Source organism: Nocardioides kongjuensis (assembly GCF_013409625.1).
GTDB lineage: Bacteria > Actinomycetota > Actinomycetes > Propionibacteriales > Nocardioidaceae > Nocardioides > Nocardioides kongjuensis.
This window is the reverse complement of the sequence record NZ_JACCBF010000001.1, coordinates 2,267,773-2,280,129: the sequence shown is the minus strand read 5'-3', so window position 1 is coordinate 2,280,129 and position 12,357 is coordinate 2,267,773. Positions and strand designations below refer to the sequence as shown.

At 72.6% G+C, this 12,357-nt stretch carries 9 protein-coding genes; 6 read left to right on the top strand and 3 right to left on the bottom strand.

The features are described 5' to 3' along the window. Positions 1-8: 8 nt before the first annotated feature. The 5 genes from BJ958_RS10940 (at position 9) to BJ958_RS10920 (ending at position 5,116) form a co-directional block, all read left to right on the top strand. Complete coding sequence (locus BJ958_RS10940; RefSeq protein WP_179726862.1) at positions 9-1,373, top strand: APC family permease; 1,365 nt, start codon at positions 9-11, stop codon at positions 1,371-1,373. Between the two features lie 138 nt (positions 1,374-1,511). Then, complete coding sequence (locus BJ958_RS10935) at positions 1,512-2,405, top strand: AfsR/SARP family transcriptional regulator (RefSeq protein WP_179726861.1); 894 nt, start codon at positions 1,512-1,514, stop codon at positions 2,403-2,405. A gap of 120 nt (positions 2,406-2,525) precedes the next feature. After that, positions 2,526-3,206, top strand: coding sequence for a response regulator transcription factor (locus BJ958_RS10930; RefSeq protein WP_179726860.1), 681 nt, complete (start codon positions 2,526-2,528; stop codon positions 3,204-3,206). Beyond that, positions 3,193-4,533 (top strand): sensor histidine kinase, encoded by a 1,341-nt coding sequence (locus tag BJ958_RS10925; RefSeq protein WP_179726859.1) that lies wholly within the window; start codon positions 3,193-3,195, stop codon positions 4,531-4,533. Before BJ958_RS10930 ends, BJ958_RS10925 begins: the two co-directional genes overlap by 14 nt. 85 nt (positions 4,534-4,618) lie before the next feature. Next, a complete protein-coding gene (locus BJ958_RS10920) occupies positions 4,619-5,116 on the top strand; it encodes a response regulator (RefSeq protein WP_179726858.1) in 498 nt (165 codons plus the stop codon). Here the strand turns inward: BJ958_RS10920 and BJ958_RS10915 are convergent. After that, complete coding sequence (locus BJ958_RS10915) at positions 5,031-5,630, bottom strand: hypothetical protein (protein WP_179726857.1); 600 nt, start codon at positions 5,628-5,630, stop codon at positions 5,031-5,033. The two genes, BJ958_RS10920 and BJ958_RS10915, sit on opposite strands and share 86 nt — an antisense overlap. Positions 5,631-5,719: 89 nt before the next feature. Between BJ958_RS10915 and BJ958_RS10910 the strand changes: the two genes are divergently transcribed. Then, the gene (locus BJ958_RS10910) at positions 5,720-6,961 is read left to right on the top strand and encodes a lytic transglycosylase domain-containing protein (protein WP_179726856.1); all 1,242 of its coding nucleotides are present in this window, start codon (positions 5,720-5,722) and stop codon (positions 6,959-6,961) included. A gap of 66 nt (positions 6,962-7,027) precedes the next feature. On the opposite strand, the gene BJ958_RS10905 is transcribed toward BJ958_RS10910, so the two are convergent. Together BJ958_RS10905 and BJ958_RS10900 are read right to left on the bottom strand one after the other, a co-directional pair. Continuing rightward, entirely contained in the window at positions 7,028-11,620 is a 4,593-nt protein-coding gene (locus tag BJ958_RS10905; RefSeq protein ID WP_179726855.1) for a multicopper oxidase domain-containing protein, read from the bottom strand. Between the two features lie 42 nt (positions 11,621-11,662). Next, positions 11,663-12,241 (bottom strand): hypothetical protein, encoded by a 579-nt coding sequence (locus tag BJ958_RS10900; RefSeq protein ID WP_179726854.1) that lies wholly within the window; start codon positions 12,239-12,241, stop codon positions 11,663-11,665. Between the last annotated feature and the right edge of the window lie 116 nt (positions 12,242-12,357).

Sequence of the window (12,357 nt, the reverse complement as noted above, 5' to 3'; positions counted from 1 at the left end):
GAGTTCCCATGTCCCACCCCACCGGCCGGTTCCAGCGCGTGCTGGGCACGCCCGAGCTGATCCTGTTCGGCCTGGCCTACATGGTGCCGCTGACGGTGTTCACGACCTACGGCGTCGTCACCGACATGACCGGCGGCCACCTGCCCGGGGCCTACGTGCTCACCCTCGCGGCGATGCTGTTCACGGCCTACTCCTACGGCCGCATGGTCGTGGCCCACCCGTACGCCGGCTCGGCGTACTCCTACACGCAGAAGGCCTTCGGTGCGCACGCCGGCTTCCTCGCCGGGTGGAGCCTGCTGCTCGACTACGTGTTCCTGCCGATGATCAACTACCTGGTCATCGGCATCTTCCTCCACGCCCAGTGGCCCGCGGTCCCGGCCTGGGTGTGGGTCCTCCTCTCGATCACCGTGGTGACCGGCCTCAACGTGCTCGGCATCAAGATGGTGAGCCGGATGAACCTGGTCCTGGTCGGTGCGCAGGCGGTCTTCATCATCGTGTTCCTCGCGACGTCCCTGCACCACCTGGCCGGCGACGGCGCACCCTCCCTCGGCACCTCCTTCTTCGGCGAGGGCGCGCAGTTCTCCTCCCTGGCCGCGGGCGCGGCGGTGCTCTGCCTGTCCTTCCTCGGCTTCGACGCCATCTCGACGCTCTCCGAGGAGGCGCGCGACGCCCAGCGCACCATCCCGCGGGCGATCTGGCTGGTGACCCTGTACGGCGGGCTGCTGTTCATCGCCCTCGCCTGGGTGGGCCACCTGGTCTTCCCCGACCCGTCGCTGTTCACCGACGTCGACTCGGCGGCCACCGACGTCATGAGGGAGGCGGGAGGCGCGTTCCTCGTCTCCTTCTTCACCGCCGCCTACGTCGCCGGCTGCTTCGCCTCCGCCATGGCCTCCCAGGCCAGCGTGGCCCGCATCCTCTTCGCCATGGGGCGCGACGGGGTGCTGCCCCGCACCGTGTTCGGCCGTCTGCACCCGCGGTTCAACACCCCCGTCCTCGCCGTGCTCGTGGTCGGGGCGGTGTCCCTGACGGCCCTGTTCATCAGCCTCGAGCTCGCGGCGGCCATGATCAGCTTCGGGGCGCTGGTGGCCTTCTCCATGGTCAACCTCGCGGTGGTGAAGCACTACCTCGTCGACCACGGCCACCGCGGGACCGCGGCTCTCGTCCGCTACGGCCTCGTGCCGCTGATCGGCTTCGCGCTGACCGCCTGGCTGTGGACCAGCCTCTCGGCGACGACCTTCAAGGTGGGGCTCAGCTGGTTCGGGATCGGCGTGGTGTACCTGGCGGTGCTGACCCGTGGCTTCACCCGGCGACCCCCGGTGCTCGACCTCGACGAGAGCGACGTCGAGCCCGACGCTGCGGCCGCAGCGTCGTGATGCTGTCCTGGCCGGCCGCCTGATTTCCTCGATTCTGGGGAACCCAGCACCTGCCGGGAGAGGGCGCTCTCCGCGACACTGGCGTGAGGCGGCAGCAGCCACGTTGCCTGACCCCGGGGCCTGCGAAGGGGGAGCTGGATGATCCGCGTGAAGCTCTTCGGGCCGACGTCCGTCGAGGTCGACGGCCAGTGGCTCGCACCCGGCGCCCTGCGCGGCCGGCCCCGGCAGATCCTGGAGATCCTCGCCGTCGGGGCAGGTGCGCCGGTCGCGAAGGACCGGCTGGCCGACCTGGTCTGGGACGGCGAGCCGCCGGCGTCGCACCACGGCACCCTGGAGAGCTACGTCTGCAACCTGCGGCACTGCCTGGGGGTGCGCAGTGGACGAGGCTCGGTCCTGGCGACCTCGGCCGGCGGCTATCAGCTCGCCGGGCCGTCGGTGTCGGTGGACCTGACCGAGGCGCGCGCCCACCTCGACGCCGCGACCGGCCACGCGGACGTCGCGGTGGACCGGGCACTGGACGCGGTCCGGCTGACCACGGGCGACCTCCTCGAGAGCGAGCCGTACGCCGCGTGGGCCGAGCGGACACGGGAGGTCTTCGCCCGGGAGGCGGTCGCGACGTACGTGCGCGCCGCCGGCCTGGCCAACGCGACCCGGCGCTTCGGCGACGCGACCCGGCTGGCCGTCGAGGCCGTGCGCCTCGACCGACTGTGCGAGCTCGCCTGGCAGCAGCTGATCCGGTCGTACTGGCTCGCCGGACGCCACGGCGAGGCATTGCGTGCCTATGCGGACCTGCGGCAGGTCGTGCTCGACGAACTCGGAGACGAGCCCGGTCCCGAGACCCGCGAGCTCTACTTCGCGGTGCTGCGCGACTCCTCCGACGAGCGGGACCGGCGCCGCCTGGCCGGCCCCGAGCTGGAGACGCTTCTGGTCCTGCTCCGCCAGTCCCTGGCGTCGACCCCCGGGGCCGTGCTCCCCGCCCTCGACTCGGCCCTGTCGGCGGCAGCCGTCAGGGTGATCGCCCTCCAGCCGTGAGCCGCACCGCCTTCTCCCAGTCCTGGCGGGGCAGCCCGAACGGGTCGTCGTGCTCGGGACCGCCGCCCCGGCACCGTGGGCATGGAGGGCCCTTCGATTCATGGGGGTGGAAGAAAGTTGATGGCTCAGACCGTGTCGCGTCCGGCGCCCGCCCGGCCGACCAGGATCGTCGTGGTCGACGATCACCTGATGTTCGCGCAGCTGCTCGCGATCACGCTCGCTGACCAGCCCGACATGGAGTGCGTCGGCATCGCCGGCGACGTCGCGGTCGCGCTCGAGATGGTCGCGTCGCTGCAACCCGACCTGGTGCTGATGGACGCGCGGCTGCGCGACGGTGACGGCGTGGCCGCCACCGCAGAGCTGGTGGCCAGCCACCCGCGCCTGCGGGTCGCGGTGCTCAGCGGCTACATCGACACCACGCTGATGCGGCGCGCCGCGGAGGCCGGCGCCTGCGCCCTGCACCCCAAGGACGGTGACGTCGAGGAGATCCTGCACGCGGTGCGCACCGCCCGCTGCGGGAGCTTCGTCGTCCAGCCCCGGCTGCTGCGCAACCTCGGCGTCGACCCCGCCGCGCTCGCGGCGCACCCGCCGTCGTTGAGCGCCATCGAGCACGAGGTCCTCCAGTTCCTGGCGGCCGGGCTCGACGCGTCGGTCATCGCCCAGGAGCTCGGCATCCCGGTGGGCAGGTGCCGCGGCCACGTGCAGGACGTGCTCACCAAGCTCGGGGCTCCGTCACCGCTCGAGGCCGTCGTGGTCGCGCTGCGCTCCGGCCTCGTCGGCGTCAGCGATGTCGCCTCGTGACCGTACCCGGCCGCCAGCAGGTGGGCTCGGCCGTCGCGCCCTCGTCGAGTTCCTCGTGCGCGCGATGCTCTCGGTGCTCGTCGTCAGCGTCGCGACCCTGTACGTCGCCCAGACGATGTCGGAGAAGATGGCGATCCGCGATGCCCGCGCCCGTGGCGAGGCCTTCGCGCGGGGGGTCGCGGCCCCGCTCGTCACCCAGGGGGTCCGGGACGGTGACCCGGCAGCGACGGAGGTCTTCGCGCGGGTGATGGCGAACCGGATCGAGGCCGGCTCGATCGTCCACATGAAGCTGTGGAGCACGGACGGCACGGTCATCTGGTCGGACGAGACCGCCCTGATCGGGCGGAGGTTCGAGCTCGAGGAGCCGATGCGGTCGCTGGCCGGCGGCTCGTTCTCGCACGCCGAGCTCTCCGACCTGTCGCACGCCGAGAACGAGCTGGAGGCAGCACCGGGCCACCTCCTCGAGGTGTACGTCGGGGCGGCGGACGCCGACGGCGTACCGCTGATCTTCGAGACCTACTGGTCGGCGGCCCGGATCCACGACGACGAGCGGCGGCTGCTCTGGACGATCGCGCCGCTGTCGGTCGGGTCGATGCTGCTGCTGCTGGCCCTGGTGCTGCCCATCGCGGTGAGCCTGGCCCGCAGCGCCAATCGCAGCGTGCTGGAGCGCAACCGGCTGCTGCGCCACGCGCTGGGCGCGGCGGACCTCGAGCGCTCCCGGATCGCGCAGGTGCTGCACGACGGGGTGGTCCAGGACCTCGCCGGCCTCGGCTACGCCCTGCCGTCGGCGGCGTCGCGGCTGGCACGCGTCCCCGACGCCGAGGACGCCCACCAGATCGTCGTCGACGCCACCGAGCTCGTGCGCCGCGACCTGGCCGCGTTGCGCACGCTGCTGGTCGACATCTACCCGCCGTCGCTCGCGCTGGGGGAGCTGGCCAACGCCCTCGACGAGCTGGCGGTCTCGGCGCAGCGGTCCGGCACGGTCGTCAGTGTCGACGTCCGGACCGATCGGGTCCTGGGTCGGGTCACCAACCAGCTCGCGTACCGGATCGTGCGCGAGGGCCTGCTCAACGTCGTCAAGCACGCCGGTGCCACGCGCGCCTGGGTCGTCGTCCGGGCGAGCGCGAGCGAGGTCGAGGTCTCGGTGCGCGACGACGGCCGGGGACTCGCGCCCGAGCGGATCTCCCAGTCGCCGTCGGGTCACCTCGGGCTGCGCCTGCTCCGCGACGCGGTCGTCCACCAGGGCGGCGAGCTCACCATCGGCCCCGCTCTGGACGGCGGCACCGTGTTGCGCGGCTCCTTCCCGGTGCCTGACCCGGACCGGTAGGGCCCCCGCCGTCCAAGGATTACGCAGGCCCGCGTGTCGAGACTGGGCACGGACCGCGGGACGGGAACCGCGCAGGAGGTGGCTGATGATCCGGGTGGTGATCGCCGACGACCATGTCCTGGTCCGGATGGGCATCGGCACGATTCTCGGGGAGCAGCGTGACATCACGGTGTGCGGGAGCGCGGGCACCGGCGAGGATGCGGTCGCGCTGGCGCGGACGCTGGCTCCCGACGTCGTGCTCCTCGACCTGTCGATGCCGGGCTGCGGCGGCCTCGCCGCCGCGGCGGAGATCGTGGCTGCGAACGCCGGCGTCCACGTGCTCGTCCACACCTGCCACGGCGCTCCCGCACTGATCCGTGCCGCCCTCGCCGTCGGCGCGACGGGGTACCTGTTCAAGGGCGCGGACGCCGGTCAGATCGTCGATGCGGTCCGCGCCGTGCACCGGGGCGACGTCTGGCTCTGTCCGGCAGCAGCCACCGCGCTGGCCGACGACCTCCTCATCGAGGATTCGAGACCGCCCCGGAACCGTGGTGGGCGTCCTCGCCACCGCCGAGGACCGTGGGTGCGCCGCCCCACGCGGTGAGCGCCAGGGCCGCCCAGACCGCGGCGCACGCCACCGCGATCCCCCGACGGGACGGTCGGGGACGTGACCGGCTCCCCGCTCGCCCGCGCGGGCTCGCGGCGTACAGGGCGACGCACGCTGCCGCCACCGACATCAGCTCGAGGACGCCGCAGGCCAGGTCCGGTACGCCGACCGGCTCCGGCGCGCGGAAGTCGTCGGGGCCCATGGGAAGCCCGGTCGTTCGAGAGACCGACCAGAGCGCAACGGTCGTGAGTCCGGTGCCGACAACGAGGAGCGCCGCCCGCCGCGACCAGGCGTAGACCGCCGCGAGAGCGAGGGTCAGCTCGGCCAGCTGGACCACGATGAAGAAGAACCCCGCCAGCACCCACTCACCGAAGTGCTCACCGGCGACGGTGCCGTGGATGACAGCGCTGCCGACCAGGGCACTCGTCACGACGGCGCGTGCGACCAGGTCGACGTCGGCCGCCATCGACACCTGCCGGCCCGCGTCGGCGGGGGACAGCACACCGGTCATGGCCCCACCCTGCCGGGCGTACCTTGTGAATTGCTGGTGCCGCGATGCGATCCAAGGTGCGCGCAAGGTCTCCCGCCGATGCTGGGGAGATGAGCAGCGCGAAGCGGCACGGTGGGCGGCGGTGGGGGGCTGCGCAGCACAGGCCCGCACGGGGCGCTGGCGCGCGCCCGGCGCTGGCCTGCCTGCTGCTGCCTGTCGTCGCCAGCACGGTGGTCGTCGTACCACCGGCCGGCGAGCGGCCGGCCGGCGCGGCGGACGAGGCCGCCTCGGTGACCCCGGCACGTCTGCGCTCCGTGCCCGGCGCCGCCGGGCACGTGTACGACGTGCCGATAGTGCTCGCCGCCCCGGGCGGCGACAGCCCCCGCAGCGCCGTGTCGGCGCTGTTGTGGCAGGCCTACGCACAGGCAGTGGCGAGCGCGCCCGCACACTGCCACCTGCCGCTGTCGCTGCTCGCCGCGATCGGGCAGGTGGAGTCCGGCTCGCTGTCCGGGCGTGCCCTCGACCCCGGGCACCGGGTGGTGCCGCCGGTCCTCGGCCCCGTGCTCGACGGGACGGCGTTCGCAGCGGTCGCCGACACCGACCGGGGGACCCTCGACGGGGACACCCGATGGGACCGCGCGGTGGGGCCGATGCAGTTCCTCCCCGGCACGTGGGTGCGGTGGGGGAGCGACGGCGACGGCGACGGCGTCCTGGATCCGCAGGACATCGACGACGCCACGGTCGCCGCCGCGGAGTACCTCTGCGCCGAGGGCAGGGACCTCGCCGATCCGGCCGACCTCGAGGCGGCGGTCCTGGCCTACAACCACTCGCGGGACTACCTCGAGCTGATCCTGGGCTGGAAGGACCGTCTCGACGGTGCTCTTCCGGTCCAGCCGCCTCCGCACCCGCCGGTGGCGACCCAGATCGCCACCCAGGTCCCGCCGGCGCCGCAGCCCGTGACGGGAGGCCAGGGCCAGGCCACGCTCGTCGCAGCCGCGCCGCCTGTCCCGGCGCCGCCTGTCCCCGAGCCACCTGTCCCCGAGCCCGTCCCGAACCCTGTGCCCGTGGAAGTGCCCGCCGACCTGCCCGAGCCGCCTGCGCCGGTGCCGCCGGAGGAGAGCACGCCGAAGGCCTGCGCTCCGCCGGCGGACTCCACCGAGTCGACCGAGTGGCCCACCGAGGAGGCCGGCGACACCCCGACGGCCGACCCCGTGCCCGGGCCGACGACCACGCCGGCACCGGCTCCGGTGTGCACGCCGCCGGTGGAGGAGTCGCCGGTCGAGGGATCGGCGGTCGAGACCCCGTCGGTCGAAGCGGATCCGACCGCCCTCGCGGGGACCCCGGTTCCCTGAGCTCGAGTCCCGGGTGCGGAGGAGGAGGGGCGGCTCGATGGCCCGCCCCTCCTCTCCCGTGTCGGGCTAGCAGCTGCTGGCGTCGACCCTGCGCACCGAGCAGCTGTCCGCCGGGAGCACGTGCTGCAGGCCCCAGGCTCCGACCGCGGTGAACGGACGCCGGGCGTCGCCGTACACGTAGTCGCCGGGTTGTCCGCCGCCGGCACCGCCGACCACGTCGAGGTCGAAGGTCTCCCACGGACCCATCCCTTGGGCGGACATCCAGTTCGTTCCGGGGATCAGCCGGTCCTGCGGCCAACGCAGGCCGCCCAGCGAGAAGACGTGGCTGTTCTCGCTGCCGGGAGCCATCAGCACGTGCACCAGCATCGGGTCGCCGGCGTATGCCGTCAGGGTCGGCACCGCACCGGGGTCGACGAAGGCGCTGGCGCCGTCGCCGGCCGGGGCCGCCCGGTACCCGAGGAGCGTGCGTCCGGCGTCGGCGTCGGTCGGGTACGGCATCTGGTCGCGTCCCATGGCGATGTCGTCCTCGGCCAGCTGGACCGTGAAGTCACGGTAGTTCGGCTGAGCCTGGCCCGGAGCCCGGACCAGCACCTGGGCGCCGAGGTCCTTCAGGGCGCCCGTGGTCGGGTCCCGGAAGATCGTCGGCTGGCCCGGGACGGTCGAGGCCGGGGCCACCACCACGACGCCGTACAGGCCGTTCTTGAGGCTGGTGCCGTTGGCGAGGTCACCGATCGCAGCGCTGCCGATGTGGTCGGTGGGCACGTAGTAGCGGTAGGTGCGGCTGCCCCCGGGCGCCACGTCCTGCTCGGGTGCGTAGCCCACGTCGACGCCGCCGGACCCGGCCTCCCTGTCGAGCTTCCCCACACTGAACCCGACCGGTGTCACGAGCCGGTTGCGCAGCGTGACTGTCACGCACTCGCCCGCGACCACGTGCATCACCAGGGGCTCGGGCTGCTTGATCCGCTGGATGATCGCGTTCGCGTCAACCGTCGGTACGTACGCCGTCCGCGCGCCGTTGAAGGTCGTGGACCGGTCCACGGCGGACAGGTCGAAGGACCGGGCCGGCGCGCCGGCCGGGCATGGGTTGCCCGGCGGAGCATCCGGCGGAGGGCCGCCGGTGCTGGTCGGTTCGGTGTACGTCGTGCTCGGGGTGCTCACGCCCGGAAGCGGTTTGAGGTTGCCGACCAGCCCCGGCAGCACCCGGACGATGCCCCACGCGCCCTGCTGGGTGCGTTCCTCCATGCCGTTGGCGTACAGGTAGTCACCGGGCTGCAGCCGCATGGCGTCGGGCCTGCCGTTGAGCACCAGGGTGAACCGCTCGCTGATGCCGCCGTGGACCGCGTCGACCAGGGAGCCGTTCGGCTGCCCGCCGGCGCTCTGCCGTGGCTCGAGCACGGTGGTGGTGCCCAGGAAGTGGAGCGTGTCGAGGGTCGGCGAGATGCTGATCGCGCGCACCACCAGGGGGTCGTCGGGGTAGAGCCTCGGCAACGGGGTGAGCGGGTCGCCGTACGTCCACGAGCTGAACTGGTGGGCCTTGTCGGGCCGGTCGACCAGCGGGTTGGCACGCAGGTTCAGCGTGGAGAAGTCGCTCCTGTCGTTGTCGTTGATGGTCCACAGCGCGAGCTCGCGGAAGCTGCCCTCGACCAGGCCGGGCGCGAGCGGGTTCGTGGTGTGGATGTCGACGAGGGCTCCGGAGTCGACCGGCTGACCGGTGACCGGGTCGGTCCAGGTCGAGCCCTTCGGCTCGACGATGATCTGGCCGACGAGACCGTGACCCCAGCCGTGGATGCCGTCGACGTGGTCGTGCCAGAAGACGTTGTCGAGCAGCACGTCCGGGTACCAGCGGTTCTGCATGAACTCGGTTCCGGCGAACTCCCCAGCCGCGTGCGCCTTGCCCAGCGCGGCCGTCAGGGTGACGGTGCGCAGGTTCGTGTTGACCGACTTGACCTGCCGGATCTCGATGCCCTCCGTGCCCTGGCCGATCGCGATCCACCTGCCCACGACCTTGTTGTTGGCGTCCAGGCCGCTCAGTCCCGCCACCGAGGTCAGGCTGATGGTGGACGCCCCCTTGAGCGCGTTCTTGCTCAGTGTCGGCTCCACCTGGTTGTAGGGCCGCACGCTGTGCTCGTAGGCGAAGCCGGCGCTGACGCCGTCCGATCCCTGGATGTCGAACTGCACGTGGTGGATGTGCATCGAGACCTTGGAGAAGCCGTCGAAGACCGCCGAGTCCGGGATCTCGCTGTTGAGGGTGAGAGCCACGCAGTCGCCCTGGTTGGCACGGATGGCCAGCGGTTCGCCTGCCTCGGGATCGGCCAGCAGCGCGGTCTTGTCCTTGGCCAGCACGAACACCTTGCCGTCGGGATCGACGAACGTCGGGGTCCGCCGGATCGGCTTGGCGACAGCCACGACGTTGTAGGTGCGGGTGGTGCGACCCGCCGGGCACAGCCCGTCGGTGCGGCGAGCCCACGGGTCGGTGCCGGTGCCGGCCTGCCCGGCGTTGTTGCCGAGGTACGGCGCGCCCGTGTGCCCGTTGCCGGTGAAGGGTGGTCGGCCACCGATGTGCGTGCGCAGGAGGGGGTACGCCGGTCTGCCGTTGCGTGGGTTGAACAGGATGGTCGGCCGGTTGCCGACGATCCTGTCCCGGTCGATCAGCAGCAGGTTGGGCTGTCCGGCGACCTGGTGGGGCGACTCGACGAAGTCGGTCGGGTCGGCGGGCGCACCGAGGTAGACCGGCCGGGCCGTCGTCCCGGCGATCTTCCAGTCCATCACCGTGGCGTCCTGGTTGTTCGCGGGGATGCCCGACGGCGGCAGCTGCGGCCGGATCCAGCTGTCGAGGTTGTTGGCCGTGATCCTGGTGCCGCCGTAGGTGCGCCCGATCAGGCCCGACGAGTCGACCGGTGCGGGCGGGGCCAGTCGGTCGGGCAACGGCACCAGGTCGGGCTGCAGGGTGTCGTAGACCCGCCACAGCGCCCACATGCCCGAGACGTAGTGCTTGGCGATGTGGCAGTGGTAGAGGAAGTCTCCGGCGGACTGCTGCACGCCGCCGGCGCCGCCCTCGAGCTCGAGGTTGTAGGACTCGCCGGGGCCCACCGACTGGGAGTCGAGTCGCTGCGAGGGCGACAGGTCGGTCGCCGGGTCCTTCCGCAAGCCGGTGTCGGCGTAGTAGTACGACGGGTCGGAGACCGGGTTGAAGCGCCAGCGGTCGCCGCCGCCGTGCAGGTGGAAGATGTGGAATTTCTCCGCACCGGCGTGCATCAGCCGGATCTTCGTCGGGTCGGCTAGGTAGCCGCGCATCATGGGCGTCGACGGCTCGCCGAAGGTGTAGGAGCTGTAGGCGTGGCTCTTCTCCTTCGGGAAGGCCAGCAGCCGGTTGCGGAACGACTCGCTGCGGTAGTTCATCGCGAAGCTGCCCGGACGGTAGGAGCCGGTCGTGTTGTCCACCAGCGGCACGAGGCTGCCGTCCTTTGCGGTGAGCTGCTCGTTGTCGTTGCCGATCTCGTGGTGGAGCAGGGCGGCCTCGCGGAACGCGCAGGTCGGTTCGTGACTGCCGATGTCGCAGGGCACGTCGATGCCCGCCGGCTTGATGATCGCCTCCCAGCCGGAGAGGAGCGGCTTGCCCGGCTCGCTGGCGTCCCAGTAGGTCGACCCCGGGGGTTCGACGACAAGGGAGCCGAACAGGCCATGGTCGACCGCGGCCCGCATGCCGGGGCCGGGATGGATGTGGTGCCCGCCCTCGGCGCGCGCGTCGTCGGGCACGGCGTACCGGTAGGTCACGGTGTCGCCCGGCCCGGCGGCCGACGACGGGTTGCTGCCGACCTGGTCGCCGGAGGAGTCGACGGCGAACTCGAGTCCGTCGATGTGCATGCCGACCGAGCCGCGCGAGGTCTGGTTGGTGAAGGTGATCGCGACGCAGTCACCCTCGTTGGCGCGGATCACGAGCGGCTGGATCGGGTCGTCGCGCAGTCCGATCGACACCTGCTGGCTCTGCTCCTGCTGCCGGATCGCGGGGATCGCGCTGGTCAGCGCGTACATGGTGCCCTGCGGGTCGTGGTCGCCGAACCTGTTGACGGGGATGTCGACGTCGATCGCCGTGACGTCGAAGGAGGCATCCGTGGGCCCACCGGCGAGGCAGCCGGGGGCCGCGGATGCGGCGGGTGCCACCGACGTCAGCGCGGCAGTGGTGAGCAGGGTGACGGCGCCGGTCGCGACGGCGACGAACGCCCGCATCCGTCGTGGCGACAGCGTGCCGACCGCCGAACGAGCCCGGCGGCACAGGGCGAGCAGGGGCAGCAGGACGGCGAGCAGCATCGCCGTGTCCCCGAGCAGCCCGGTCACGCTGGGCGTCGCGCCCGCGGAGGACGCGTGCAACTGGGCGCCGGTCGCGACGGCCAGCGCTGCCGCGGGGGCGACCAGGAGCACGGGACGTCGCGCCGAGAGCAGCACGACGACCACCGCCACGGCCGGCACGAGGGCGAAGCCCACCATGGCACCGAGCTGCACGAGCGCACCGGCCGGGTCGTCCGTGGCGCCGTGACCCGCATGCCGGCCCGGCTCGAGGAGGACCAGCCAAGCCGACCCGGCGACGGAGCACAGCAGGCCGACGAGCAGGTCGGCGGCGAGCGCGCCGCCGACCTGGTCCGTCCGGACGGTCCGAGACATGGTTGCGGGTCGGGGCGTCATGACTGCCCTCCTGGCTGGGAACTAGTGGTGGCTGTGGTCCTCGCCGCCGGGAGCCGGCGTGCCGGAGGAACCCGGGGCTGCGGGGAGTGCGGGAATGTCGATCGACCGGTCCGAGCCGGTCGCGCCGAGCGTGAGGTGGGTCCAGTCGCGTGGCACCACGAAGCTGACGGAACCCTCGACCACCGCGTGTGGGGTGAGGGTGCCGTCGCCGAGCGTGCCGCTGACGGGGAGCAGCGGTCGGCTGGAGCCGGGGGAGAAGGCCCGCAGCTGCCCGGCGTCGTAGCCGGCCGCGCGGTCACCCGCGGAGACGCGCAACCAGACCTGCACCATCATCTGGTCCTCCGGGACCCAGCCCGAGATGTTGTGGCCCATGCCGCTCATCAGGTCCGAGGCCGCGACGCCGACGACCTCCTCGGCCGAGAGCAGCTCGACCCGCGCGCCCCCGAGCTGCAGGACCGCCGGGTCCGGGACCGGGTTGCTCGCCAGGTCGATCGCGCGGTAGCCGCCGTACGCCGTCGCCGCGACCAGCAGGGCCACGGCCAGCGCGGCCCACCTGGTCCGGCTGACGAGGGCGCCTGGGCGCAGTGCGTGCACGTCCATGCCTCGATGGTTCACCGGCGGCCTTGCACGGAACTTGTACGCATGGAACGCGGACGGAACGGACGGATGCCCGCGGCCTCCGGCCACGGGCATCCGTCCTGGGTGCTGCTCCTCCT